Below are 25,882 nucleotides of genomic sequence, written 5' to 3'. Positions count from 1 at the left end.
TCCGCGCCCAGGGCACCCGGCACGGCCGCCTGGTGCAGCGGCGGCGCGACGGCGCGAGCATGGGTGGTGTGAAGGGAGGCTCCGATGTGGCAGCTGCTCGACTCCCCGCACCTGGCGCACGCCGTCGCTCTCGGTCTGCCGCCGATCTGGGCGCCGGCCACCCAGCATCCCGGGGTGGCCGCGACGGTCGTCGCCGTCGCCTCCGTCGCCCTCGCCCTCGTCACCCGGCTGCGGCAGGGCGGCGGGCCCCGGCCCGGGCGATCACCGCACCCGCCGTCCGCCGGCCCGGTCGACGCGACCTGGTTCACGCCGCACACCCTCGACGGCTTCCCCGACGAGGCGATGCGGGTCGCCCGGGCGGCGTCGCAGGAGGTCTCGGCGGACCGCCTGTACGCGGCGTGGATCCTGGCCCTGCACGGTGCCGACGCCGCCTGGCTGGCCAAGAACCTGGACCTCCCGGCGGACGCCGTGCGCTTGATCGTCGATGCCGCCCGTACGCAGGCCGCGAAGGCTCCGCATGATCCGGAGATCCATCGAAAGTTCCGGCATTGAGGGATCACTGAATCGATCTCCGTTGACCTCGCTCGACGGACGGTTTCGGCGCCACCGGCCGGAAACATCGCCCGGGCAGGGGCACGCCCTCGTCGCGACGCCGGGGAGGATCCCCGCGGAATGCGCCGCGGCGCGCGCCCGCCCCGGTCGTGGAGAGGTGCGTCGCTGGTCATGCTGGTGAGTGCGGCACCGTTCGCAGGCCGCCCGGTCGGGGAAGACACCCCTTTCCCTGGCAATCCCCGGCTTTCCCCGGCCACCTCCGTGTCCGACGTTCCTAAGGAGGCCCCCGCGATGACGGGATGGACGAGCGACGAACTGACCAGGATCGGCACGGCCGACGAACTCCAGATGGCCCCGGCCCGCGGCGACGGCACGCTGCGCGCGCCGGTGCCGGTGTGGGTGGTGCGCGACGGCGACGACCTCTACGTCCGCTCCTACCGCGGCGACGACGGCGTGTGGTGGCGCACCGCACGCGCGAGCCACGAGGGCCATATCCGCTCCGGCGGTGTCGACCGGGACGTCGCCTTCGCCGAGGAGGCCGACTCCGCCGTCAACGACCGCATCGACACGGCGTACCGCACGAAGTACGGCCGCTACGGCGGCGCCTATGTCGACCCGATGGTGGCCGCCCGGAGCACCACGCTGAAGCTCCTTCCCCGGTGACCGGTGCCCGTCCCGTGTGAACCTCCCCGAACCCGCGTGCTCCCGCACCCGATCGTTATGATGCGCGCATCGTTCAAACGAACATGCCTCGCACGGTGGGAGGGCTCATGCGGGAGCCGGTCGACGTCAGGCGGCAGCGGATCCTGGCCGCGGTCCAGGCCAGGGGCGCCGCACGGGTGAGTGACCTCGCCACGGAGCTCCAGGTGTCGGTGGTGACGGTGCGCCGTGACGTGGAGGAGCTGACCCGCGCGGGCCGGCTGCGCCGCGGGCACGGCGTCGTCCGGTCCGTGCTGCCCGAGCCGCTGCCGCCGGGCGAGGTCCCGGACGGGGACGCCGTCGCCGTGGTGGTGCCCGAGCGGCACACGTATCTGTACGAGACGCTGCACGGCGCGCGCACCGTGCTTCAGGAGGCCGGGGTGCGCATCGCGCTGCACATCGCGCCCCAGGCGGCCGGTGCCGAGCGCCCGCTCGTGGAGCGGGCGCTCGCGGACGGCGCGCGGGGCCTGCTGCTCGCGCCCCGCTGGCGGTCCCTCGCCGCGGAGGAGGCCGACTACGCGTGGCTGGCCGCGCTTGAGGTGCCCGCCGTGCTGATGGAGCGCCGGCCCCGGCCCGGCAGCGCGCTGTCCGCCGTGGACTCGGTGTGCTCGGACCACCGGCACGGCGCGCGGCTGGCGGTGGAGCACCTGGTGGCGCTCGGCCACCGGCGGATCGTGTTCGCGACCCGGGACGACAGTCCCACCGCGCGGACGCTGCGGGCGGCGCTCGCGGAGATCGCCGAGGCGCATCCGCTGGTGGAGGACTGGGCGTGGGCGCTGAGTTCGCCGTCGGCCGGCCAGGGCGGGCCGTACACGGACCGGCAGACCGCGGAGCTGTCCACGCTGCTGCGCGAGAAGCGGGCGACGGCGGCCGTGCTGCACGGTGACGTCGACGCGCTGATGATGATCCAGCAGTTGGCCGAGAACGCCGACAACGCGGTGCGGGTCCCCGAGGACTGCTCGGTGGTGGCGTACGACGATGTGGTGGCCGGTATCGGCACCATTCCGTTGACGGCGGTCGCCCCGCCGAAGGCCGAGGTCGGCCGGGTGGCGGCCGAGCTGCTGCTCCAGCGGCTGGACAAGGCGCGCGGGGCCGCGTGGTCGGTGCGGCGCGTCGCGTTGCTGCCGAAGCTGGTCGTGCGGGGCTCGACCGCCGCGCACACCGCGAACGACGACTGAGCGTTTGACCGGTTTATTTTCTTCTGATCGGTCTATTGACCGCTTGTGGCGGGCCGATCAGTATTCCCGTGTCCCGAACCGCGTGTCCCCGGACACGCACGAGCCGCGGGAGGCCGCATGCCCGGTCGACACAGCCGTCGATCCGTGCTCGCCGCGCTGGCCGCCGCGTCGCTGACAGGAGCCGTGAGCGCCTGCAGCACCGCAGCGGACAGCCGCGCGCGCAGCACCGGTGGAACGACCCGGATCACCTTCTGGTCCGCCCTGCGGGGCAGTCAGGAGGTGGTCGACGCGTTCAACAGCACACACGACCACATCCAGGTGGAGTTCCAGCAGATCCCCTCGGGGCAGCAGGGCGGTTACGCCAAGCTCTCCAACGCAGCCCGGGCGGGAAACGCCCCGGACGTCGCCACGATCGAGTACCCGCAGGTGCCGGGCTTCGCCATCGACGGGGTCGCCCGGGACATCACCGATCTGGTCACCGACTCCCTGCGGGGAAAGCTGCTGCCCCAGGCACTGGGTCTGACCACCTTCGAGGGCCGGGTGTTCAGCGTGCCGCTGGACGTGGAGCCGATGGTCATGCACTACCGGTACGACCTGTTCCGCCGCCACGGTCTCCACGTGCCGCGCACCTGGGAGGAGTTCGCCGACCTGGCACGTACCGTACGGCGCGATGTGCCCGGCCGGCGGCTGGTGCTGTTCCCCACGGACGGGTCGACCCAGTTCGCGGCGTACGCCTGGCAGGCGGGCGCGCGCTGGTTCGACACCTCGAAGGGCGCCTGGAACGTCTCCCTGGCCGACGCGCCGAGCCGGCGGGTCGCCGCGTACTGGCAGCGGCTCATCGACGACGACGTGGTCTTCGTGAACGCCGTGGAGAGCCGGCAGTCCGACGCGCAGATCGGCACCGGGCTGGTCCTCACCCGGCTCAGCGGCGCCTGGGACGCCGGCGCCCAGATGAAGGCGCGGCCCGCGCAGCGGGGGCAGTGGCGGATCGCCCCGCTGCCGCAGTGGGACACGGACCGTCCGGCGGTCGGCACACACGGCGGCTCGACGTTCGCCGTCACCAAGGACAGCCGGCACCCCGAGGCCGCGATGGAGTTCATCGAGTGGCAGGTCTCCCACCCCGACGCGCTGCGCGCCCGGCTGTCCAGCGGGACGAGCAGCCAGTACCCGGCGGCGAGCTCGCTGGTCGCGGTGGGCCGGGAGGCGTTCGACCGCTCCTACTACGGCGGCCAGGACATCTACCGGCTCTTCCAGCAGGAGGCGGAGCGGATCCGCGACGGCTGGGTGTGGGGTCCCCGGATGACCGCCACCGGGCGTCTCATGCAGGACTCCTTCGCCCGCGTCGGCGCCGGACAGGGCTCGCTCGCCGGGGCGCTGCGCGCGGCCCAGGAGGGCACCATGCCCGATCTGCGGGCCCTGGGCCTCGCCACCACCCAGCACAGCACCTGAGCCGCCCGAAAGGCAGGTGAGACGCATGTCCGTGACCGCCCCCGACCCGGCGCAGGCCCTCGCGCCGCCGTCCGCCGCGCCCGTCCGCGCGGGCCATGCCCGCACGGCGGCCCGGCGCCGCCGGCTCGCCGCGTGCGGCGCGCTGATGACCCCGTTCTTCGCCCTGCTCGTCACGGTGTTCCTGATCCCCGTCGGCACGGCCGTCTACCTCAGCTTCTTCAGCGCCGACGAGCCGGGCCTCGGCTTCGGCCCCGAACGCACCGTCTTCGTCGGGCTGCGCGGCTATCTCGCCGTGCTGACCGACCCGACGTTCCTCGGCGCACTGGCCACCGTGGCGCTGTACTGCCTGGTGTACATCCCGCTGATGGTCCTCGGCGCGCTGGCCCTGGCCCTGCTGCTGGACTCCGGAGTGGTACGCCTGCGCGCCTGGGCGCAGTTGGGGCTGTTCCTGCCGCACGCCGTCCCCGGCATCATCGCGGCCCTGATCTGGCTGTACCTGTACACCCCCGGCATCAGCCCGGTCATCGAACTGTTCGCCCGCGCCGACATCACCCTCGACTTCCTGGGCCTGCACACCGTGCTCCCGTCCATCGTGAACATCGCCCTGTGGAGCAATCTCGGCTACAACATGGTGGTCTTCTACGCCGCCCTGCAGGCCGTGCCCCGCGAGGTGCTGGAGGCGTCGGTGGTCGACGGGGCCGGGCCGGTGCGCACGGCCCTCAAGGTCAAGACCCCGCTGATCCGCGCCTCGATCGTGATGGTCGCGATGTTCACCCTGATCTGGGCGCTCCAACTATTCACCGAGCCGGTGCTGCTCAGCCAGTCGTCCCCGATGATCAACTCCCGGTTCTCGCCGAGCATGTACATCTACGACGCCGCGTTCACCCGCAGCAACTACGGTCTGGCGGCGGCCGCGTCGGTGATCCTGCTGCTGTGCACCATCGCGCTCTCCTACGCCGTCACCCGCTGGACCAGCCGCACCGACACCCCCGAGGAGGCACGATGAGCGCCGCCGGCAGCACGCTCCCACGGCCCCGGCTGCTGGGCCGGGCCACGGTCAACACCGTCGTGGCGGTCTCCGTCCTCTACACCTTGCTGCCGGTGCTGTGGCTGGTGCTGGCCGCGGGCAAGAACCGGGACGCGCTCTTCAGCAGTTCCCTGCTGTCCGCGCACGACTTCTCGTTCGCGCAGAACCTGCGGGACCTGTTCGCCATGGACGGCGGGCAGTACGGCCGCTGGTACCTCAACAGCCTGGTGTACGCGGTGGTCGGCGCCGCGGTCGGCGCGCTGGTGAGCGTCGCCTGCGGCTACGCGTTCGACAAGTACCGTTTCCGGCACAAGGAGAAGCTGTTCGGCCTGGTGCTCGCGGCGGTCATGGTGCCGCAGACCGTTCTCGCGCTGCCGCTGTACCTGATGGCGTCCGGCGCCGGGCTGGTCAACACGTTCTGGTCGGTGTTCATCCCCGTCCTGTTCAACCCGTTCGGCGTCTACCTGGGCCGCGTCTTCAGCCAGGGCTATGTGCCCGACGAGATCCTGGAGGCGGCGCGCATCGACGGCGCCGGCGAACTCGCCACGTACGCCAGAGTGGCGCTGCGGATGCTGGGCCCCGGCCTTGTCACCGTCTTCCTCTTCCAACTCACCACGATCTGGAACAACTTCTTCCTGCCCATGGTCATGCTCTCGAACCAGGACCTGTATCCCGTCAGCCTCGGCCTGTACACCTGGAACAGTTCGGCCAGCGTGTCACCCGAGTACTACCCCGTGGTGATCATGGGTTCGCTGCTCGCGGTGCTCCCGCTGATCCTCGCCTTCGTCCTGCTCCAGCGCTTCTGGCGCGGCGGCCTGACCGCGGGAGCCGTCAAGTGACCTTGCCCGTGCCGGGCCCGGGTCCGCGTCCCCGGGCCGCGCTCGCCATGTCCCGGGACGCCGCCGCGGCCGTCCTCGATCCGGCCGCGCTCTGCGCGCTCGGCGCGATCTGCGACCTCGCCGGGCCGCCCGCGCTGGACGATCTGAGCACACCGCGGGCCCGGTCCGTGCTCGCCGAGGTCGATCTGCTGGTCACCGGCTGGGGCTGTCCGCCGCTTGACGCGGCGGTGCTGGCCGCGGCGCCGCGGCTGCGCGCCGTGGTGCACACCGCGGGCAGCGTGCGCGGCCATGTCACCGAGGCATGCTGGGAGCGCGGCATCGAGGTGTCCTCCGCCGCCGCGGCCAACGCCCTGCCGGTGGCCGAGTACACCCTCGGCATGATCCTGCTCAGCGGCAAGCGGGTGCTGGAACGGGCCCGCGACTACCGGGCGTCGCGCGAGCGCGACGACTGGCTGCGGATGTCCCCCGCCGTCGGCAACCACCGCCGCAGGGTCGGCATCCTGTCGGCGTCGCTGATCGGCCGCCGGGTCATCGAACTGCTGCGCCCGCACGACATCGAGGTGCTGCTGCACGACCCGTACGTGGATGCCGCCCAGGCGGCCGAACTCGGCGTCGAGCAGGTCCCGTTGGCGGACCTCTTCGCCCGCTGCGACACCGTCAGCGTGCACACCCCGCTGCTGCCCGCGACCCGCGGCCTGGTCGGCCGGAAGCTGATCGATTCCATGCCGCACGGCGCCGTACTGATCAACACCGCCCGGGGCGCCGTCGTCGACCAGGAGGCGCTGACCGACGCCGTGCTGGCCGGGCGGATCCGGGCCGTCCTGGACGTCACCGATCCCGAAGTGCTGCCCGCGGACCACCCGTTGTGGGACTGCGAGCACGCGCTGCTCACCCCGCACCTCGCCGGTTCCCAGGGCAACGAACTGCGGCGGCTCGCCGACCTCGCGCTCGCCGAGACCGCCCGCTGGGCCTCCGGCGCCGGCTTCCGGCATCCGGTACGACGCGAAAGGCTGGCCTTCCTCGCATGAGCATCCCCTTCCGACTGCCCGCCCCCGACCGCGACACCAGCCCGTACACCGGCTACGCCCGGGCCCACTGGGAGGCGGTGGCGGACGGTCTGCTCGGCGCCGCCTGGCGCTGGGCCACGCCCGGCGGCGCGCTGCTCGACCTGCCCGGCCGGCCCTCCCGCTCCGGGGTGCGGTCCGACGGACTTGAGGGCTATGCCCGCACGTTCCTCGCCGCCGCGTTCCGGGTGGCGGGCGCGGGCGGCGACGATCCGCACGGCTGGCTCGACCGCTACGCGCGCGGCCTCGCCGCCGGCACCCGCACGCCCGGCCGCGACGACGGCGAGTCCTGGCCGCTGATCCTCGACCACGACGTACAGGGCCAGCCGATGGTCGAGTCGGCGTCGGTCGCGCTGGGGCTGCGGCTGACCGCGCCATGGCTGTGGCGGCACCTCGACGAGGACGTCCGGGACGCGGCGGAGCGGTGGCTGCGCGGGGCGCTGCGGCACGTGCCCGCGCCGAACAACTGGTACCTCTTCCCGTTCACCGTCGCCGGGTTCCTTGAGTCGGTGGGTCGCGGCGACGCACAGACGGCGGCCGTACGGCGGCGGGCGCTGGAACTGCTGGAGGGCTGGTACCGGGGCGACGGCTGGTACGCGGACGGCGACGGCCGGGCCTTCGACCACTACAACGGGTGGGCCCTGCACCTGTATCCGGTGCTCGACGCGCACCTCGGCGGCGACGCCGGCCCGCTGGAGCGCTACGGCGCACGGCTGCGCTCCCACCTTGAGGGTTTCTCCCTGATGTTCGGCGCGGACGGCGCGCCGCTGCACTTCGGACGGTCGCTGACCTACCGGTTCGCCGCCTCGGCGGCGGTGTCGCTGGGCGCCGTCACCGGGCACACCCCGCTGGCGCCCGGTGTCTCCCGGCGGCTGGCCAGCGGCAGCCTGCGGCACTTCCTGGAGCGCGGCGCGCTGGGCGCCGACGGTCTGCTCGGCCTTGGCTGGTACGGCCCGCACGAGCCGACGCTGCAGTCCTACTCGGGGCCCGCGTCGCCGTACTGGGCGTCGAAGGCGTTCGTGTCGCTGCTGGCACCCGGCGACCACCCGCTGTGGACGGCACCGGAGCAGGCCGCGCCGGTGGAGCGGGCCGACCGGGTCCTGGCCCTGCCTGCGCCCGGTCTGCTCGTGCAGGCCACCCGCGCGGACGGCGTCGTACGGCTGCACAACCACGGCAGTGACCACGTCCGGCCGCACGAGGGCGAGACGGCGGCCGGCGACGATCCGCACTACGGCCGGCTGGCCTACTCCACCCGGACCGGGCCCACGTCACCCGCGAACCCGGCGGACAACCATCTGTCGGTTCTGGTGGCGGGACGCGGCAGTGTGCGGCGCCGCGTCCGTCCGCTCGGCGCCGGTCACGGCGAGGGCTGGGGCTGGGCGGCATCCTGGCACCGGCCCGTGTTCGCGGCCGGAGCGCCGATGGTGCCGGGGCTGCGGGTGGAGAGCGTGACCGTGGCGTACGGGCACTACGAGGTGCGGGCGCACCGGGTGCTCGGGGCGCCGGCCGGGGCGCGGGTCACGCACACCGGGTGGGCGATCGGGCCGGACGAGGACCTGGTCTCCGCCCTGCACCCGCTGCACGGCTGGGACGGGCCGGCGACGACGCTGCGGGCGCCGCAGGGCACCGCGTACGCCCGGTGGGCGCTGGTGCCGCGGCTGGCCGGGGCGGCGGGCGGCACCTCCGTACACGTCTGCCTTGCCGTGCTCGGCGCCGCCGTGGACATGCCGCCCCTGGCGGAGGCGGTCACCGAGGTCACGGTCCACGACGACACCGTCGACATCACCTGGTCCACCCCCGGCCGGCACACCCGCATCGCCTTCGCACCCGTCCGCGTCACGCACACCACCCACTGAGCAGACTCCCCGCCGCGCAGGGGAGGTCAGCCGAAGCGGCCGGCCACGTAGTCCGCCGTTCGCTGGTCCTTCGGGGTGTGGAAGACGTCGTCGGTGGCGCCGTGCTCGACGACGGCGCCGGGTGTGCCCTGCTCGGCGAGGAAGAACGCGCACTGCTGGGACACCCGGGCGGCCTGCTGCATGTTGTGGGTGACGATCACGATCGTCACCTGGCCGGCCAGGTCGTGGATGGTCTCCTCCACCCGGCGGGTGGAGGTGGGATCCAGCGCCGAGCACGGTTCGTCCATCAGCAGCACCCGGGGCCGTACGGCCAGCGCGCGGGCGATGCACAGCCGCTGCTGCTGACCGCCGGACAGGGCCCCGCCGGGCTGGCGGAGCCGGTCGCGGACCTCCTTCCACAGCCCGGCGCGGGTCAGGGACTCCTCCACCAGTTCGTCCTTGGCGTGGCGGCTCACCTTGGTCCCGGTCAGCTTCAGGCCCGCCACCACGTTGTCGTAGATCGACATGGCGGGGAACGGGTTGGGCTTCTGGAAGACCATGCCGATGCGGCGGCGGGCGTCGGTCAGCCGCCACCCGGGGTCGTAGATGTCCTCGCCCTCGAACAGCACCTCGCCGCCGAGGGCCGCGCCGGGGATCAGCTCGTGCATGCGGTTGAGGGTCCGCAGAAAGGTCGACTTGCCGCATCCGGAGGGACCGATCAGGGCGGTCACCTGACCCGCGGGCATGGTCAGCGACACCCGGCTGAGCACCTGGTGGCTGCCGAACCACGCCGAGACGGCCCGCGCCTCAAGGGTGGCGGGAGCGGCGGACGGGGCGTCGGTCACGGGGAGTACGGCGGTGTCGGTCACGGTGGGCTACCTCGGTTCGGGCGGCGGTGCGCCGGGTCAGAGCAGGTTGGGAAGCAACTCGGTGGTGCGGGTGGCGACCTGGAGGCCCAGCACGGCGACGACGGGTGCGAAGACGATCCAGGTCTGGTGGCGGCCCCAGCGGTGCCACGCCCACACCGCGGCGACCGCCGTCAGCAGCAGCGCCTGCAGCCACATCACCAGGGGCCAGGGGATGCCGGACGGGCGGGCCAGCGGCTCCTCGGCGGCCGGCAGGGTGCCGGCGCGGATGACCGCGGCCGGGGTCTGGAACGGCGCGGACACCAGGTCGGCGTCGACGCGCAGCACGCCGCCCGGCGCGAACCGCGGGCCGGTGGCGGTCACCAGCACCAGCCGGCCCTTGCCCGCGGCCAGGGTGGGCGGCGCCGGGTCACCGGCCCGGCGTACGTCGCTGACCCGGAACGCGGCCTTGCCCTGGCCGGTGATCACGGTGAGGGTGTCGCCCGCGGCGAGGTCGGCCAGCCGGCCGAACGGACCGCCGTACGCGGCGGCCCGGCCCATCAGGACGCTGGTGCCCGCCTGGCCGGGCAGCGGGGTGTCCCGGCGGTGGCCTGGACCGTCGGTGAGCACGCCGGAGTCGGTGCCCTCCAGCACCACCTGGCTCAGGCCCAGTTTCGGTATGTCGATCAGGGCGAGCGGTGTGCCGGGCGCCAGCAGGTCGCCCCGCGGGTCGGTCTGGGACACCGGTGCGGTGCCCAGGGCGAGTTCGCCCCGCAGCTCGTCGAAGGCCGCGTGCTGCGCGCTGTGCTGCTGGATCCCGCTGACCAGCAGGAGCTGGGCGGTGATGCCGAGCAGCAGCGCGGCGAGGCTGAGCAGGCCGCCGCGGGCCAGATGGCGGGCGGCGGTGACACCGCGGACACGGGTGCGCGGCGCGGCCGGGGCGAGCGTGGTCGGTGCGGCGACGGTCACGGCGGCCCGCCTCCTTCGCTGGTCGTCGGGTGGAGCCGGCGGGGGGCCACGGGGGCGCGTGGTCCCCCCGCCGGCGCGGGTGGGTCAGGTGGACTTGATGGTGAAGTTGGCGCCGGCCTTGTGGTTGACCGTCGAGGAGCCCGCGTAGGAGGCGTGCAGCACGTGCTTGCCGCGGCTCAGCTTCGGCAGGGTGATGGTCACCTTGCCGCCGCTCAGCGTGCCGGTGGCGCGCAGCTTGGTGCCCTCGTAGATGCGGACGGTGCCGGTCGGGGTGGTGCCGGTCGCGGTGACCTTGACCGAGACCTTGGCCCTGGCCGTGTGGCTGACGGTGGCGGGCGCGGAGGAGGTGACGGTCGGCGTCGCCTTGGTGATCTTCAGGGTGGTGGTCGTCGAGGACGCGTTGAGCTTGGTGTTGCCCGCGTAGGAGACGGACAGCGTGTGCGTGGCGACCTTGAGGTGGTTGGACAGGGAGACGGTGACCTTGCCGCCGCTGAGCGTGCCGCTGCCGAGGACGGTGCTGCCCTCCTTGACGGTGACCTTCCCGGTGGGGGCGGCACCGTGCGAGCCGGTGACGGTGACGGCGACCTTCGGCGTCTTGCCGTAGGCGGTCGTCGCGGCGGTCGCCTTGGTGGTGCTCACGTACTTGACGGAGCCCTTCCAGGTGGCGGCCGGGCCCGTGCCGTTGAGGTTGGCGGCGGCGACGGTCGCGGTGTAGCCGCCGACGGCCAGCCCGGAGAAGGTGTACGAGGTGGTGCCGGCCGGGACGTCCTTGGTGGCCACGACGGCGCCGTCCGAGCCGGTCAGCGTGACCCGGTAGTCGGTGAGCGGCAGCGCGGTGGCGGCCGGGGCGGTCCAGGACAGCTTCAGGCTCGCGTCGCCGGGGGTGGCCTTGAGGGCGGGCGCGGCGGGCGTCGACACGTCGAGGCCGGACTGCTCCAGGCCGCCCAGCTTGGCGTGCCGGGTCAGGTTGACGGAGCCGTTGTACGACTCGTTCACGAAGCCGAAGTCGGCGATGACCTTCTCGGCGGCGTCGGAGGCCATGGCGGCGGTGTGGCTGCCGCTGGTGACGAAGACGTCGTAGAGGTCCTTGTCGAAGAAGATGCTGGTCGGGTCGATCGCCCGGCTCGGCACGACGTTGTAGACGTCACGGCCGAAGGTGGCGTTCTCGTAGTAGGCGCTGACCGGGGCGAGCTTGCCGTTGACGGTCGTCACCGGGGAGGTGGCGCCGTTGTCGCCGGGCAGTTTCACGGAGGCCAGCTGACCGCCGGCGGCGGCAGCGGACTTGCTGTAGTCCGGGGAGACGCCGTTGATCTGGGCGATCCAGCTGCCCACGGAGAACGGCACGAGCGCGCCGTCCTGGGTGAGCGCGGTGTCGGCCTGGTTCTCCTGGACGGTCGTGACGGTCGGGGACAGCGTGGCGTCGCTGAGGCCGATCGACGACAGGAAGAACTTGCGGGTCCCGGAACCGCTCTGCGGGATCTTCGGGTACACGGTCTGGCCGTTCACCTTGGTGAGCGAGCCGGAGTAGATGTCGTGCAGCTGCTCCACCGTCAGGGTGCCGAGCGCCGAGCCCCGCACCGCGACGCCGACCGCGTCCCGGGCGAACGGGATGTAGGTGAGCGCGGTGCCGGAGGCGCTGGGGCCGCTGGAGGAGCGGGCGAAGTCGACCTGCCCCTTGATGGCCACACCGGCGGAGTCCGGGTACTTGTCGCCGGTCAGGGACTCGGTCAGGGCCAGCCGGCCGGCGCCGGATCCGTTCGGGCGCAGGAAGGAGGGGCCGCCGGAGCGGGTGGTGATCTTCGAGGTGGTGGAGCCGGTGCCGGGCTCGATCGCGTCGTAGGAGGCGATCCGGGCGCCGCTTTCCGCCTTCACGGCGGTGCCGGTGTAGCTCTTGCCGTTCACGGTGTCGCCGGCCAGGGCGTTGAGCACGTCCTGGGTGGTGTCGGAGCCCACGCCGACGAGCTGGCGGAAGGTTCCCGCGGGGGTGGGGTCGGCGTACGCCGGGCTGGTCAGAGCCAGGCCGCCGGCCACCACGGCGGCGGCGACGAGCGCCGCCGTAGAGCGCGTTGTGCGCATCGAGTGTCTCCTGACGGTAGTGCGTAGCTGGAGAAGAGGAGTGAAGAGAGGTGAAGTGAGGTGAAGAGGGATCTGGCAGGGTGGTACCGGCCGTCCGCCCCGACTGCCTTTCGGGGCGGGCGGCCGTCTGTGGGGAGCGCCGCGCGGGCGCTCGGGTCTCAGGGCAGCAGGCGCCTGAGGCGTTCGGGCAGCGTGATGGCCGGTACGACGGTCAGGGTCCGGCCGCCGGGCAGCGGCACCCGCAGCGGGAGCCGTGGCCGGGCGCCGCCGGCGAAGGGCGCGCCCACCCCGGCGACGGCGCCGAGCGCGGCGCCGACCGGGACGGCGTAGCGCAGCGGGTTGCCGGGGTCGTCGGGCGTGCTGCCGGTGGCGGTGGTCTGCACGGCCTTGCCGCCGTCGAAGGATGCCGCGGCGCTGGGCCGGGCGCCGGCGCCGCCGGCCGCGGCGCCGTCCGCGTCCGCCGCGCCGCCGGTGCCTGTGCCGGCGCCGGTGCCGGAACTTCCGCCGCTGCCGTCGGGGATCGTCTCGGAGCCGCCGGTGGCCGAGCCGGTGCCGCCGTCCCCGGTGCCGTCGCCGGGCGTGGCCGAGGAGGTGGGCCCGGTGTAGTGGAGCAGCGCGTCGGCGGCGCGGGCGGTGCGCTCGCGCAGGTCGGCGGAGAGCGGTGCGTAGCCGTCGGGCAGCCGGCCCGGGTCGGCGCCGCTGATCTGGCCGCTGCCCGCCGCGTACGTCAGCAGGGCCGCGTAGTCCTTGCGGGCGGCCGCGTCCAGGGCGCCGGGCCGTACCGCCGCGTACACCAGTTGGGCCAGCGGGTAGGCGCCCGGTGCCTTGGCACCGGCCGGGGAGATCTCGGCGAGGCCCTTTCCGGAGGCGCTGTGTGCCGCCGCGGTCAGGGACGCGGCGCTCGGGGCGACGAAGCGGCCCGCGGCGTTGCGCAGTTTGGCGGTCTGAAGTCCGTAACGGGCTGCGGAGGCCGCGTCGGTGACGGTGATCACGAACCGGGAGCCGACCGTCTGCGGGCCGGTGTTCTTGAAGGCGGGCGGATTGGCCAGCGCGTCCCAGTTGGACTTCCAGAGCGTGTCGGCGCGCCGGGCGTGCAGGGCGCCGGAGTGCATGCTCTCGACGTAGGGGTGGAAGTCGGTCATGCACTGCTGGACGGTGGCGTCGGTGCCCGGCGGGATCGTGCACCACGGGTCGCTCTTCGGGTAGCTGTCCACATGGGACGGGTCGAAGCCGAAGCCGTTCGGGTTCAGGTCCGCGTTGGTGCTGTAGTACGGGTTGACCCGCATGCCCCAGTCGTCGGACACCCCGGCCAGGAACCGCCGGGCGTCCGGGTCGGACATGATCCACTGCCACAGCGCGCGTGCGGTGTCGGTGTGCCCGAGCGAGGTGATCAGATCGGTGTCGGTTGCCGGGGTCTCGGCGACCGAGAGGTGGGCGAACTCCGGGTTGAGGGCGACGAATTCGGGGTCGCTCGCGAGGCCCGCCGGGTTGCCCTTCGCCCAGCCGTAGCCCTTGGCCGCCTTGTCGCCGAGCACGGCGCCCCAGGGCGAGTTGCGGTAGGACTCGGTGAGCAGCTTGGCGACCAGGCGCGGGGTGAGGTCGATCGAGTCCACCTTCGTGCCGGCCAGTTTGCGGATGTCGTCGGGTGCGTCGGACTTGGGTCTGCGTTCGATGGTGAAGCCGATGACGGCGCCGGAGAGCGCGATGGGCGCGTAGGTCGTGGTGCCGGGCGGGGCCGTGGCGCCGTCGTCGGCGCCCAGCGCCCGGGTGGTGAAGGCCAGCCCCAGCGAGCCATCGGCGCCGAGGCGGGCGCGGGTGTCCGGCTCACCGAGCTGGGTGAAGCCGTAGACCCGTCCGGCCGGGCACAGGGCCGACTGCCAGCTGGTCATCGCGTCGGCGGCCAACTCGCTTCCCATGCTGGGGCGTTCATGGGCGCCGAGGGCGCAGTTGGTGCCGACCGGGTTGAAGCCGAGCGGGATCGCGACGCGGTTCTTCCAGTTGCTGGAGGACACCGGGGAGCCCGCGTTGACCTGGCTGTGGTCGGCGTAGGGGCGGCCGTCGAGGTCCAGGTGGCCCTGGGGGACGATCACCAGCCAGCAGGGGCGCGGCCGGGTGGTGCCGCCGCTGGTGACCGGCGCGCCGCAGCCCAGGTGCGGGGCCTCGTTGGCGGTCTGCACCTCGACGTACTCGCGGCCGGTGCCGTCGGCGCCGGTGCGGGCGAAGTCGACCTCGTTGGTGGTGTTGCGGTTGAAGAAGGCGTTGTTCTGGGTGCCGGTGGTGATGACCGTGCCGTCCACCGACTTGAACGGCACCTCGGCCGGGGCGTTGGGGTTGGCCGCCCCGAACCGGTCGTCCTGGCCGTAGTTGGTGGGGTCGGCGCTGTAGAAGACCTGGCGGGTGTCGTCCTGCCCGTTGCCGGGCCAGTTGCCGCGGTCGGTGGTCGGGGACGCGCCGTACTGGCACTGGGTGCGCGGCGGCCCCGGGTTGCCCGGGACGGTGCCGTCGTCGTCGCCCCAGCACTGCATGATCTGCACGAAGTCCGTGTTGAACAGCGTGCCCGCGAAGGTGGTCGGGGTGCCGCCGGTCCAGGAGACCGTGATGGCCTGGCTGGTGAGGTGGGTGGTCTGGTCGACGGTGAACCTCATGTCCTTGAACTCGCCGCGGCCCGATACGGTGACGGCGGAGTCGGCGGCGCCGGGCGCGGCCGAGGAGGGGGCGGCGGCCTGGGTCACGGCGAGCCCGGCGAGGGCGCCGACCGCGGCGCCTGCGACCAGGCGGACGAGGGCGCGGCGCAGCCGCGTCCGGATCGGCTTCACCGGGAGCCCTCCTTCGTGCCGTCGCCGCCCCGGTGCGCACCGGCGTCGGCCCGGGAGCGCGCCCCGACCAGCCGGGACACCGTCGACGGCAACAGCAGCAGGGCGAGGACGAGGAACGCGGCGAGCAGCATCAGGGTCTGGGTGCCGCTCCAGCCGTGCCGGCCGGCGATGGCGACGGGCTGGGCGAGGGCCACGGTGCCGTCCGCTGCGGTGCCGCTGCCTGCGGAGGCCGAGCCGCCGGGCGCCAGGGTCTGTCCGGTGTCGGGGTCGATGGAGGGCCGGGCGCCGCCGGAGCCGCCCGCGGCGCTTCCTCCGGTCGCGGCACCGCCGCCCGTCGAGCCGCCGGTGGCCGTGCCGCCGGTGGCACCGCCGTTCGCCGAGCCGCCGGCCGAGCCGCCCGAGGTGCCGCCCGACGTGCCGCCGGAACCGCCGGATCCGCCGGCGGACTTGGCGCCGCCGCTGCCCGAGGTGCAGGGCGCGGCGCCCTTCTTGTCGCAGTCCGCCGGGTAGGGCGCGGTCTGGGCGAGCTTGTTCTGCCCGGTGGTGGAGAAGGTCGGGTTGTTGCAGCCCTTGATGTTGATGTTCTGCGCCTGGACGCCGGGGATCCGGCGGATCTGGTCGAAGCCCGCCTTGACCAGGTTGATGGGCAGGGGCGAATAGCCGAGCTGGGGCGCCTGTTGCTGGCCCTGGCACATGAAGTAGTAGGAGAACGCGCCGAGCGTCTTGCCCTTGGCCTTGGTGAAGGTGCCCTGCACCGTCAGCGGCAGGATCATGTACGAGTAGCTGGAGAGCGGGTAGTTGCGCCGGTCGCTGTCGTTGTAGACGCCGTCGAGCTGCTGGGTGAGGTAGTCCGGGCTGCTCTTGTTGGTGTTGATCTTCGCCTTGAGCAGGGAGACCGCGACGTTCTGCGGGGTGGGTTCGGTGTAGTAGCCGGAGTGGTTGAGGACCTTGGCGACCGGGTAGTGCGCGTTGAGCGCGTAGGAGTAGTTGACGTAACCGATCGCGCCCTCGCCGTAGTTCTGCGCGACGTAACCGGCCACGCCGAGGTCGCCGGACTGGGCGATCATCCCGGAGACGGTCGGGAAGTAGGACGTCTGCCCGCAGGCGCCGGAGCGTCCGACGCGCCCGCAGTACGCCTGCCACAGCGCCTTGTGCTGGTTGGCCATCCACAGCGTGAACTGCGCGGTGGAGCCGGAGCCGTCGGAGCGGACGACGGGGACGACGGGGCGGCGCGGGAGCTGGAGTCCGGGGTTGTCGGCCTTGATGGCCGGGTCGTCCCAGGTCTTGATGACACCGGTGAAGATCTTCGTGACCACGTCGCCGGACAGGCGCAGGTTGGTGACCCGCTTGCCGTTGACGGTCAGGTGGTACATGAAGACGGTGCCGCCGGCCACGATCGGCATGTAGGCGTACGAGCCGGTGGCCGGCCGTTCCGCCGCCGATCCGTCAGTGGGGTGCGTCTGGAAGGGGATGTCCGAGACCGCGAAGTCGACGGTGCCGCTGAGGAACTGGCGGCGGCCGTCGGAGGAACCGGTTCCGGCGTAACTGATACGCATGCCGTACTGGTTGACGGCCCGGCGCCACTCGTCGACGGCGTTCTCCGCCCAGGTGGAACCGGCGCCCGCGATGGGCGTGTGGCTCTCGGCGGCGGCCGGTGCGGCCAGGGGTCCGGTCAGCAGTCCGGCGAGCATGCCGAACAGCGCGCCGAGTGTCCCGAGCGCCCGCAGGCGGCGCGGGCGGGTGAGGTGGCTGAGCATCAGTCGTCTTCTCCGGTGGTCTCGCCGGTGGTCTTGACGGGGGCGGGGTCGGTGTCGGGGGTCGGGGGCGAGGAGGGGCCGGGCGTGTGCGGGTGGGTGAAGCGCTCGGCGTCGCGGCGTGAGGCGCGGGCCGTGCGCCGGATCTGACGGCGGCTCAGCTGGCCGGGGCCGCGTCCGCCGATGACGCGGGCGATCGCGAACAGCACCAGTACCAGCGCCATCAGCACCGCCGCCGCGCCGAAGCCGCGGGCGATCATCGTCGGCTCGGGCGACTTGACGAAGTTGAACACGGCGAGCGGCAGGGAAACCATGGGCCCGTCGGTGGGGTCGGCGTTGACCGCCGCCGTGAAGCCCGCGGTCAGCAGGACGGGCGAGGTCTCGCCGATGCCGCGCGCGGTGCCGAGGATGACGGCCGTGGCGAGTCCGGAGCGCGCGGTCGGCAGGACCACGTGCCACACGGTGCGCCGACGCGACGCGCCGAGCGCCTCCGCGGCCTCGGTCAGCGTCCCGGGCACCAGCCGCAGCACCACGTCCGCCGCGCGGATCACGATCGGCAGCATCATCACGCTGATCGCGAAGCCCGCCGCGAGCCCGGACTTCTGCATGCCGAGACCGAGGATCCACACGGCGTACACCATGAGGCCGGCGACGATCGAGGGCAGCGCGGTCATCGCCTCGACGATGGTCCGCACGAACCGGGAGAACCGCCCGGGAACCTGGTTGAGGTAGACGGCGCAGGCGAGCCCCAGGGGCACGGTGATGGCGAGCGCGATGGCGATCATCATCAGCGTGCCGAGCATGGCGTGCGCGATGCCGCCGTGGGTGAGCGGGTCGAGCGGCCCCGAGGACTGCATGTCCTCGGTGAAGAAGTTGCCGTGCGGCAGCGCCTGGCGGCCGCGCCACGCGGTGAAGCCGACGACGAGGGCGAGCGCCGAGAACAGCAGCCCGGCCGCCGTCCACAGCACGACGGTCATCACCCGGTCCCGTACCGTCTGGCCGTCCTCCTCCAGGCCGGTGAGCACCGCGTAGAGGGCGAGGAAGACCAGGTACCCGGTGACGGCGAAGCCCAGCGTCCCGGAGAACGGGGCGAGTTGGCCGAACAGCAGCACGGTGACACACAGCGCGGAGAGCGCGGCGCCGGCCGGTGCGAGCACGCCGGAGCGGCTGAGGCCGCCGATCCGCCGGGGTTCGTCGGGCGGTTCGGCCGGCGCCGTGAGCGGTGCCGCGGCGGCGCTTCGTTCCAAGGTGTCGTTCAGGACGGTCATGTCATGCCTCGCTCTGCGCGCCGGACCGGGAGCGGGCCACGATGGACGAGGCGGTGAAGTTGACCGCCAGCGTGAGCACGAACAGCGCCAGGCCCGCCGCCATCAGCGCCGACATTCCGAAGGTGGACGCGTCGCCGTAGTGCAGGGCGATCAGCGAGGAGACGGAGTTCGAGCCGGTCTGCAGGACGTGCGGCTGGATGACGAACACCGGCGAGATGATGAGGTAGACGGCGATGGTCTCGCCGAGGGCCCGTCCCAGCCCGAGCATGGTGCCGCCGATGATGCCGCCCTTGCCGTACGGCAGGACGACCGCGCGGATCATCCCCCACCGGGTGGCGCCGAGGGCGTACGCCCCTTCCCGCTCGCCCGCCGGGGCCTGCGCGAACACCTCGCGCATCACCGAGCACTGGATGGGGGCCACCATCAGCGCCACGACGAGTCCGGCGACGAACGTGGACGCGGTGTACACGCTGTCGGAGGCCAGCGGCTCACCGGACTGGGTGCCGTCGACCGCCAGGAACGGAATCCAGCCGAACCAGTCCGACAGCCACCGGGACAGCCCGATGACGTGCTGCTGGAGGAAGAACAGCCCCCACAGTCCGTACACCACCGAGGGCACGGCGGCCATCAGGTCGACCAGGGTGACGAGGGTGCGGCGCAGCCGGCGCGGTGCGACGTCCGAGATGAACAGGGCGGTTCCGACGGCCAGCGGCACGGAGATGGTGACGGCGACGGCGGCGATCAGCAGGGTTCCGGTGAGCACGGCCGCGATGCCGAACCGGTGCACGTCCGGCTGCCATTCGGCCGTGGTGAGGAACGACAATCCGGTGGCGCGCAGCGCCTGTCCCGCCCTGAGCAGCAGGAACAGCCCCACGGCCGCCATGATGGCCAGCACCGCGACTCCGGTGGCCGTCAACTGGTACCGGAAGATGCGGTCACCGAGCCCCCCGGCCGCGTGCGGCCGACGAGGTACGGGTCTTTCGGGCTCCAGGCTGCCGGAGCCCTCGTACGCGGACACGACGTGCGTCCCCCCAATGCGGATGCAACTCTCCCCGCACGACACCGAGGAGATGCCGCGCGGGGAGAGTCAATGGCCGAATACTGTCGGTCCACCCCGTCCCATATGGAGGATCAGTGAACGACTCATGTCATTTCAGTGGGTGAATTGTGTGGCCTCACCACACGGTTGCCCGGAGCTACCGGACACCCCCACCACGCTCCACCACCCCGTGCAGGGCTCCCGGAAACAACCCCGCGCCCACCGGTCCGCGCGCTCCCGCGCAGACGGGCCCCGAGCGCGCAAGGTAAGAGAAAAGTAAGAGGACCCCGGTCCGCGCCGGCCGCTTCACCTGCGCGGACACACGGAGGGTCACCGCCCTTGACGGCCGTGGCGGCCGGATCGGGATGCCGCCCCCGGCGACCCGGTTCACCCTGATGGAGGCACGGCATGGCCCATGGCACATGCCCGGCCCAGGGGGGCATCCGTCGACCCAACGGGAGTCACCATGATCTTCACCTTCCGCAGCCGCACCGTCCGGACGGCCGCCGCCGGCGCCCTGACCGTGACACTGGTGTCCGCCGGCTCGCTGGCCGCCCAGGCCGCCACCGACCCGACCCCGAAGCCCACCACGACGCACAGGTCCCTGCCCGGGCGCGCCTCACTCACGGCCGAGGTCAGTCCCGCGAGCGTAAGGCCCGGCGAGGAGATCCGGATCACCGGCCGCAGCACCGGTCTGCGCGCCGGCGACCCGGTGTCGCTGCAGCAGGAGAAGAGCGGCGAGTGGACCACACTCCCCATGGACTCCGCGGTCCAGGAGGGTGAGTCGTACACGCTCACCACCCGGCCCACCGCTCCGGGCATCCAGCACTACCGCGTGGTGTCCGGCACCACCCACTCCCCGACCATCTCCGTGACGGTGAGGTAGGGCCCGGCCTAAACCGGACACGCCGGAACCGAACACACCCACCGGCCGCCGCCACTTCCCGTGGCGGCGGCCGGTCCACGCGGATCACCCCGCGTGGCCGCGGCCGGCCGACGGGGCCGCGCACCGGCAATGCCACGGTGAGCCCATGACCGGTTGTCACACGAGGAAAATCCGGTTCATCACTCCGCAAATCGCTCACTAGATCGGTGTAACCGGCACGGATGCCGGGCCGCGAAGGGATCTAACGTCCGGAATGTACGCGGGCCGTACCGCACTCGGACCAGAAAGGTCTTCAGGCACCCATGCCCATTCCGGATACCGGCGTCCTGCCGGAAGCAGACGCAGACACCCTCGTCGTCTCCCCCCACGTCTCCCCCCACGTCCTCCCTCAGCCCGCCGACACGCTGCTCGTGCCGGTCGAGGAACTGCCCGCGGCGGAATCGTCCCCGGACGCCGTCCACCGCCGTGTGCGCGACGAGCTGATGCTCGACGGCAACCCCCGGCTCAACCTCGCCACCTTCGTCACGACATGGATGGAACCGCAGGCCCGGCACCTCATGGCCGAGGCCGCGGAGAAGAACCTCGCGGACCGCGCCGAGTACCCGCAGATCACCGCCATGGAGGAGCGCTGCGTGCGGATGCTGGCCCGGCTGTGGCACGCGCCGCACCCGGAGCGGGTGCGCGGCTGCTCCACCACCGGCTCCAGTGAGGCCGCCATGCTCGGCGGCCTCGCGCTCAAGCGCCGCTGGCAGGCCCGTCGCCGCGCCCAGGGCAAGGATGTGGCCCGCCCGAACCTGGTGATGGGCGCGAACGTCCAGGTGTGCTGGAAGAAGTTCGCCAACTACTTCGAGGTGGAGCCGCGTTACGTCCCGATGGAGCCGGGCCGCCACCACCTCACCCCCGACACCCTGACCGCCTACTGCGACGACAACACCATCGGCGTGGTGACCGTCCTCGGCTCCACCTTCGACGGCTCCTACGAACCCGTCGCGGACATCTGCATGGCCCTCGACGGCTATCAGGCCGCCACCGGGACCGACATCCCCGTGCACGTCGACGGCGCCTCCGGCGCGCTGGTGGCGCCGTTCCTCGACCCCGGCCTCATGTGGGACTTCCAGCTGGAACGCGTCGCCTCCGTCAACGCCTCGGGGCACAAGTACGGCCATGTCTTCCCCGGGCTCGGCTGGGCCCTGTGGCGGGACGCCGACGCCCTCCCGGACGACCTCGTCTTCGAGGTGGACTACCTCGGCGGTACCTCCCCGACCTTCACCCTCGCCTTCTCCCGCCCCGGCGCCCATGTCGTCGCCCAGTACTACAACTTCCTGCGGTACGGCTTCGAAGGGCTGCGGAAGCTGGCCGCCCAGTGCCGCGCCACGGCCCGCGCGCTGGCCGCGCAGATCGCCGACATGCCGCCGTACGAACTGGTCACGGACGGCTCCGAACTCCCCGCCTTCGCCTTCCGACTGGCGCCCGGCACCGAGGACTTCACGGTCTTCGACGTGTCCCAGGCGATGCGCGCCCGCGGCTGGCACCTGCCCGCCTACACCTTCCCCGCCCCCTGCCAGGACGTCTCTGTGCTGCGCCTGGTGGTGCGCACCGGCTTCACCGACGAACTGGCCCGGCTGTTCGTCTCCGACCTGTCCCAGGTGACCGCGCAGCTGCGGGTTCCCGATCCGCGCCGGCGCACCGCGGTGCTGAGCCCCGCCGCCGCGACCTGATCCCCTCTTTCCGCTCCCGGTCCGGAACCTGACTCATGGACGCGGACGGTTCCGGTCTGCCGCGGCCCGCACCACCGGCCGCGGCGGCCGGCCGCGCGACGCGCGTACGAACCCACGGGCGGGTCAGGGCGCGTGTCGCGGCAGCGGAGACGGATCCCGCCGCCCCCGCACGGGTCACCCGTCGTGGTGGCTGCGCACACACATCAGCTCATACCTATAAATCCCCAGCACATATCCGCCGGACCTGCTTCTTCCTACGGTGTGCCGACACCCACCCGTCCCCACCGCACACGAGGAAGTGGCGCACATGGCCCCCGCAGCATCCGCTCCACCGACCCCAGCCAAGCTCCCCCGCATCGTCGCCGCCAGCCTCATCGGCACCACCATCGAGTGGTACGACTTCTTCCTGTACGGCTCGGCCGCCGCGCTCGTGTTCAACAAGCTGTTCTTCCCGGACTCCGACCCGCTCGTCGGCACCCTGTTGTCGTTCCTCACCTATGCGGTCGGGTTCGCGGCGCGACCGCTGGGCGCCCTGGTGTTCGGGCACTACGGGGACCGGCTCGGGCGCAAGCGGCTGCTGGTGCTCAGCCTGCTGATGATGGGCGCCGCCACCTTTGCCATCGGTCTGCTGCCGACGCACGCGAGCATCGGAACGGCGGCGCCCGTGCTGCTGACCGTGCTGCGACTCGTCCAGGGCTTCGCGCTGGGCGGCGAATGGGGCGGAGCCGTACTCCTGGTGTCCGAGCACGGGGACGCCCGGCGGCGCGGTTTCTGGGCCTCGTGGCCGCAGACCGGGGCGCCCGCCGGACAGTTGCTCGCGACCGGTGTGCTGTCCCTGCTCACCACGCTGCTGTCGGACTCCGCCTTCGGCAGCTGGGGCTGGCGCGTCCCGTTCCTGCTGTCGGGTGTGCTGGTCGCCGTCGGCCTGTGGATCCGTCTGTCCGTCGACGAATCACCCGTGTTCCAGGAGGCGTTGGCGCGGGCCGAGGCCCGCAGGGCCACCGCGGCGGCCGACCCGGAGAAGCTGCCGCTCGTCTCCGTGCTACGGCACCACTGGCGCGACGTCCTGGTGGCGATGGGCGCGCGCATGGCGGAGAACATCAGCTACTACGTGATCACCGCGTTCATCCTCGTCTACGCCACCACCTCGGCCGGAGTCTCCAAGCAGACGGCCCTGAACGCCGTGCTCATCGGGTCCGCGGTGCACTTCGCGGTCATCCCCGCCTGGGGCGCGCTGTCGGACCGGGTCGGACGCAGGCCCGTCTACCTGCTGGGCGCGGCCGGGATCGGCCTGTGGATGTTCCCGTTCTTCTCCCTCATCGACACGGGCTCGTTCGGCAGTCTGATCCTGGCCGTCACCGTGGGCCTGGTCCTGCACGGCGCGATGTACGCGCCGCAGGCCGCCTTCTTCTCCGAGATGTTCGCGACCCGGATGCGCTATTCCGGCGCGTCCATCGGCGCCCAGTTCGCCTCCGTCGCGGCCGGTGCGCCGGCCCCCCTCATCGCCACCGCGCTGCTGTCCGATTACGACAGCTCCACCCCGATCGCGCTGTACGTGATCGCGGCCGCCGTGCTGACGCTGGTGGCCGTCGGCGTGGCCAGGGAGACCCGGCACCGCGACCTCGCCGACGTCGACTTGGAGGCCGCGGCCGGCCGGGAGCAGTCCGCCGACCGGTCGGCGGACGCCCGCACCGCCTGACCCGCGCCCCGGCCCGCGCTCCGGTCCTCACCCCCGGCCCTCGCCCCGGCCCGCGCTCCGGCCCGCGCTCCGGTCCTCGCCCCCGGCCCCACCGGCCCCGTACGAAGGTCCGTGCGGGGTCAGTGCCGTGCCGGTCCGGCCAGCCGGTGCAGCCGCAGGGCGAGTTGGATCTCCAGGGCGCGGGCCGGTTCCTGCCAGTCGGCGCCGAGGAGCCGGGCGACCCGGTCGAGCCGCTGGGCGACCGTGTTCACATGGACGTGGAGTTCGTCCTTGGTGCGGGCCGGGCTCATGCCGCAGGCGAAGTACGCGTCGAGCGTGCGCAGCAGTTGGGTACCGCGCCGCTCGTCGTAGGCCACCACGGGGCCGATGGTGCGTTCGACGAAGCCGGTGACGTCCCGCTCGCCGGCGAGGAGCAGCCCGAGGAAGCCGAAGTCCTCCGCGGCGGCGCCGTCTTCGAAGCGGCCGAGCAGGCGCAGCGCGTCGAGGCAGCGACGTCCCTCGGCGTAGGCGGCGGCCACCGCCTCGGGGCGGGCGAGGAGGTCGGCGACCGGCGCGGACGCCCCCACCGTGACCGGCTCGTGGACGGCCGTGCCGAGGTGGCGGGCGGTGCGGCGGGCCACGTCGGTCGCGGTGTCGCCGGGGCCCAGCGGCAGCAGCAGGACGGTGCCGCCGTCGCGGGCTGCGGCCAGGCCGTGCCGGGTCGCGGCGAGGTGGGCTGCGGCGGCTCCCAGGCGGCGGCGGGCGGCGGCCTCGTGTTCGGCGTCGGGCGCGGCACCGCCGAGCCGGGCGGCCAGGACGACGTGCACGGCGTCGAGGTCGGCGTGCAGCCGAAAGGCGCGGTCGCGCAGCAGGCGCGGGTCGCGGTCACGGGCGTCGAGGAGGTCGTCGAGGAGTTCGCCGCGGACCCGTTGCTCGGCGTCGGCGGCCGAACGGCGGGCGAGCAGGAGCAGCGAGGTGACCGACGCGGCGCGTTCCAGGGTGCTCTGGTCGACGGGGTCGAGTCCGGGGTGGCCGCGCAGCACCAGCGCGCCGAGGAGTTCGCCGCCCGCGGCGACCGCGGCGATCCAGTCCGCGCCGTGCGGCACCGCGTGGCCCTCCGCCCTCGATGCCTCAAGCGCCGTGGCCGGTGCGTCGCCGGTCTCGGTGAACTCGACGGTGGCGGCGAGGACTTGGGAGACCGCGGCGGCCACGTCATGGACCCCGCCGCCGCGCAGGACGAGTTCGGCGAGCCGGTCGTGGACCTTGGAGGCCCGCTCGATCACCGCGCTGCGGTCCTGGATGATCTCGTTGGCCCGCTCCAGGTCGGCCAGCGCGGACCGGGTCTCGGTGAGCAGGTTCGCGGTGTCGATCGCGGCGGCGGCGAGCGCGGCGAAGGAGCCGAGGAGCGCGATCTGTTCCCGTCCGAAGACCCGGGCGCGGCGGTCCGCCGCGAACAGGACGCCGATGACATGCGGGCCGAGCATGAGCGGAACACCGAGGATGGCGACCAGGCCCTCGTCGCGCACGCCCGTGTCGATGGTGAGCGTGTGCCGGAAGCGGTCGTCCTTGAAGTAGTCCTCGGTGACGTACGGGCGGGCGGTCTGGGCGACGAGCCCGCCGAGCCCCTCCCCCATGCCCAGGCGCAGCTGCTGGAAGCGGGCGGCGACCGAGCCCTCGGTGACCCGCATATAGGTGTCGCCGCGGGCCGGGTCGTTGAGGCTGAGGTAGGCGACGTCCGTGCCGAGCAGCGAGCGGGCGCGCTGCACGATCGCCTGAAGGACCGCGTCCACGTCCCGCAGTCCCGCGAGGTCGTGGGCGGTCTCGAAGAGCGCGGACAGCTCCGCCTCGCGCCGCCGCCGGCCCTCCAGTTCCGCGCGGACCCTGAGCGCGAGCAGCTTGGCCCGCTCCAGCGCGGCGATCCGGTCGGCGGGCAGGCCCTCGGCGCGGGCGAGCAGCACCGGCTGCTCGTAGGCGTCGGCCGGGGCGCCGCGGGTCAGCAGGTCGAGGAACGCGGTCCCGGCGTCGCCGTCCGGTGTGCCGGCGGCACCGGCCGAAAGGCCCTCGGCGGTGGCGGGGCGCCCGGTGGAGTGCAGGTGATCGCGAGACATGCTCACAGGATTCCGCATCGCCCGCCGGTCGCGTCCGGCCTGTGGAAAACTCCCCGGTCCGCGGTCCCCGGGCCGGTCGGTG

The 25,882-nt window shown here is 73.0% G+C and carries 19 protein-coding genes; 11 read left to right on the top strand and 8 right to left on the bottom strand.

Features of this window, described 5'->3' with window-relative positions; genetic code table 11:
* The first annotated feature begins 84 nt into the window (after positions 1–84).
* The 8 genes from AC27LF_RS09140 (at position 85) to AC27LF_RS09105 (ending at position 8,664) form a co-directional block, all read left to right on the top strand.
* The gene (locus AC27LF_RS09140; protein ID WP_479662282.1) at positions 85–552 is read left to right on the top strand and encodes a hypothetical protein; all 468 of its coding nucleotides are present in this window, start codon (positions 85–87) and stop codon (positions 550–552) included.
* A 291-nt stretch (positions 553–843) separates the two neighbouring features.
* A complete protein-coding gene (locus AC27LF_RS09135; RefSeq protein WP_479662281.1) occupies positions 844–1,215 on the top strand; it encodes a DUF2255 family protein in 372 nt (123 codons plus the stop codon).
* A gap of 107 nt (positions 1,216–1,322) precedes the next feature.
* Positions 1,323–2,429 carry a substrate-binding domain-containing protein gene (locus tag AC27LF_RS09130; protein ID WP_479662280.1) on the top strand — a complete coding sequence of 369 codons (1,107 nt, stop codon included), beginning with the start codon at positions 1,323–1,325 and terminating at the stop codon, positions 2,427–2,429.
* Positions 2,430–2,546: 117 nt separating this feature from the next.
* Entirely contained in the window at positions 2,547–3,878 is a 1,332-nt protein-coding gene (locus AC27LF_RS09125; RefSeq protein ID WP_479662279.1) for an ABC transporter substrate-binding protein, read from the top strand.
* Between the two features lie 25 nt (positions 3,879–3,903).
* Positions 3,904–4,884 carry a carbohydrate ABC transporter permease gene (locus AC27LF_RS09120; RefSeq protein ID WP_479662278.1) on the top strand — a complete coding sequence of 327 codons (981 nt, stop codon included), beginning with the start codon at positions 3,904–3,906 and terminating at the stop codon, positions 4,882–4,884.
* On the top strand, positions 4,881–5,744 hold the full coding sequence (locus tag AC27LF_RS09115; RefSeq protein ID WP_479662277.1) for a carbohydrate ABC transporter permease: 864 nt from the start codon (positions 4,881–4,883) through the stop codon (positions 5,742–5,744). The genes AC27LF_RS09120 and AC27LF_RS09115 overlap by 4 nt, the downstream gene beginning before the upstream one ends.
* Positions 5,741–6,772 (top strand): hydroxyacid dehydrogenase, encoded by a 1,032-nt coding sequence (locus AC27LF_RS09110; protein WP_479662276.1) that lies wholly within the window; start codon positions 5,741–5,743, stop codon positions 6,770–6,772. The genes AC27LF_RS09115 and AC27LF_RS09110 overlap by 4 nt, the downstream gene beginning before the upstream one ends.
* Positions 6,769–8,664: a DUF2264 domain-containing protein gene (locus AC27LF_RS09105; RefSeq protein ID WP_479662275.1), complete on the top strand. Its 1,896-nt coding sequence runs from the start codon at positions 6,769–6,771 to the stop codon at positions 8,662–8,664. Before AC27LF_RS09110 ends, AC27LF_RS09105 begins: the two co-directional genes overlap by 4 nt.
* Before the next feature lie 26 nt (positions 8,665–8,690).
* Here AC27LF_RS09105 and pstB read toward each other — a convergent pair whose 3' ends face one another.
* The 7 genes from pstB to pstC form a co-directional block, all read right to left on the bottom strand.
* Positions 8,691–9,512, bottom strand: a complete 822-nt coding sequence (gene pstB / locus AC27LF_RS09100; protein WP_479662274.1) for a phosphate ABC transporter ATP-binding protein PstB — start codon at positions 9,510–9,512, stop codon at positions 8,691–8,693.
* 36 nt (positions 9,513–9,548) lie between these two features.
* Positions 9,549–10,457, bottom strand: coding sequence for a sortase (locus AC27LF_RS09095; protein ID WP_479662273.1), 909 nt, complete (start codon positions 10,455–10,457; stop codon positions 9,549–9,551).
* An 84-nt stretch (positions 10,458–10,541) separates the two neighbouring features.
* Complete coding sequence (locus AC27LF_RS09090) at positions 10,542–12,533, bottom strand: Ig-like domain repeat protein (protein WP_479662272.1); 1,992 nt, start codon at positions 12,531–12,533, stop codon at positions 10,542–10,544.
* Positions 12,534–12,691: 158 nt separating this feature from the next.
* Positions 12,692–15,349, bottom strand: a complete 2,658-nt coding sequence (locus AC27LF_RS09085) for a hypothetical protein (RefSeq protein ID WP_479664740.1) — start codon at positions 15,347–15,349, stop codon at positions 12,692–12,694.
* Positions 15,346–17,106, bottom strand: a complete 1,761-nt coding sequence (locus tag AC27LF_RS09080) for a substrate-binding domain-containing protein (RefSeq protein ID WP_479661460.1) — start codon at positions 17,104–17,106, stop codon at positions 15,346–15,348. The genes AC27LF_RS09085 and AC27LF_RS09080 overlap by 4 nt, the downstream gene beginning before the upstream one ends.
* On the bottom strand, positions 17,106–18,371 hold the full coding sequence (gene pstA, locus AC27LF_RS09075; RefSeq protein ID WP_479661461.1) for a phosphate ABC transporter permease PstA: 1,266 nt from the start codon (positions 18,369–18,371) through the stop codon (positions 17,106–17,108). Before pstA ends, AC27LF_RS09080 begins: the two co-directional genes overlap by 1 nt.
* Before the next feature lies 1 nt (position 18,372).
* Complete coding sequence (gene pstC / locus AC27LF_RS09070) at positions 18,373–19,389, bottom strand: phosphate ABC transporter permease subunit PstC (protein WP_479661462.1); 1,017 nt, start codon at positions 19,387–19,389, stop codon at positions 18,373–18,375.
* 487 nt (positions 19,390–19,876) lie between these two features.
* On the opposite strand from pstC, the gene AC27LF_RS09065 reads away from it, so the two are divergent.
* From AC27LF_RS09065 to AC27LF_RS09055, 3 genes are all read left to right on the top strand, one after another.
* Positions 19,877–20,296, top strand: a complete 420-nt coding sequence (locus tag AC27LF_RS09065) for a hypothetical protein (RefSeq protein WP_479661463.1) — start codon at positions 19,877–19,879, stop codon at positions 20,294–20,296.
* 302 nt (positions 20,297–20,598) lie between these two features.
* Complete coding sequence (gene gad / locus AC27LF_RS09060; RefSeq protein ID WP_479661464.1) at positions 20,599–22,014, top strand: glutamate decarboxylase; 1,416 nt, start codon at positions 20,599–20,601, stop codon at positions 22,012–22,014.
* 307 nt (positions 22,015–22,321) lie between these two features.
* On the top strand, positions 22,322–23,713 hold the full coding sequence (locus AC27LF_RS09055) for an MFS transporter (protein ID WP_479661465.1): 1,392 nt from the start codon (positions 22,322–22,324) through the stop codon (positions 23,711–23,713).
* 119 nt (positions 23,714–23,832) lie between these two features.
* Here AC27LF_RS09055 and AC27LF_RS09050 read toward each other — a convergent pair whose 3' ends face one another.
* Complete coding sequence (locus AC27LF_RS09050) at positions 23,833–25,800, bottom strand: helix-turn-helix domain-containing protein (protein WP_479661466.1); 1,968 nt, start codon at positions 25,798–25,800, stop codon at positions 23,833–23,835.
* Positions 25,801–25,882: the final 82 nt, after the last annotated feature.

Source organism: Streptomyces diversicolor (assembly GCF_057537855.1).
This window is presented reverse-complemented; position numbering and strand designations above follow the sequence as displayed.

Excerpts from the sequence above, each read along its gene's own strand:
- AC27LF_RS09140 (WP_479662282.1), top strand. The coding sequence starts at position 85 with ATGTGGCAGCTGCTCGACTCCCCGCACCTGGCGCACGCCGTCGCTCTC.
- AC27LF_RS09135 (WP_479662281.1), top strand. The coding sequence starts at position 844 with ATGACGGGATGGACGAGCGACGAACTGACCAGGATCGGCACGGCCGAC.
- AC27LF_RS09130 (WP_479662280.1), top strand. The coding sequence starts at position 1,323 with ATGCGGGAGCCGGTCGACGTCAGGCGGCAGCGGATCCTGGCCGCGGTC.
- AC27LF_RS09125 (WP_479662279.1), top strand. The coding sequence starts at position 2,547 with ATGCCCGGTCGACACAGCCGTCGATCCGTGCTCGCCGCGCTGGCCGCC.
- AC27LF_RS09120 (WP_479662278.1), top strand. The coding sequence starts at position 3,904 with ATGTCCGTGACCGCCCCCGACCCGGCGCAGGCCCTCGCGCCGCCGTCC.
- AC27LF_RS09115 (WP_479662277.1), top strand. The coding sequence starts at position 4,881 with ATGAGCGCCGCCGGCAGCACGCTCCCACGGCCCCGGCTGCTGGGCCGG.
- AC27LF_RS09105 (WP_479662275.1), top strand. The coding sequence starts at position 6,769 with ATGAGCATCCCCTTCCGACTGCCCGCCCCCGACCGCGACACCAGCCCG.
- AC27LF_RS09090 (WP_479662272.1), bottom strand. The coding sequence starts at position 12,533 with ATGCGCACAACGCGCTCTACGGCGGCGCTCGTCGCCGCCGCCGTGGTG.
- AC27LF_RS09080 (WP_479661460.1), bottom strand. The coding sequence starts at position 17,106 with ATGCTCAGCCACCTCACCCGCCCGCGCCGCCTGCGGGCGCTCGGGACA.
- pstA (WP_479661461.1), bottom strand. The coding sequence starts at position 18,371 with ATGACCGTCCTGAACGACACCTTGGAACGAAGCGCCGCCGCGGCACCG.
- AC27LF_RS09065 (WP_479661463.1), top strand. The coding sequence starts at position 19,877 with ATGATCTTCACCTTCCGCAGCCGCACCGTCCGGACGGCCGCCGCCGGC.
- gad (WP_479661464.1), top strand. The coding sequence starts at position 20,599 with ATGCCCATTCCGGATACCGGCGTCCTGCCGGAAGCAGACGCAGACACC.
- AC27LF_RS09055 (WP_479661465.1), top strand. The coding sequence starts at position 22,322 with ATGGCCCCCGCAGCATCCGCTCCACCGACCCCAGCCAAGCTCCCCCGC.
- AC27LF_RS09050 (WP_479661466.1), bottom strand. The coding sequence starts at position 25,800 with ATGTCTCGCGATCACCTGCACTCCACCGGGCGCCCCGCCACCGCCGAG.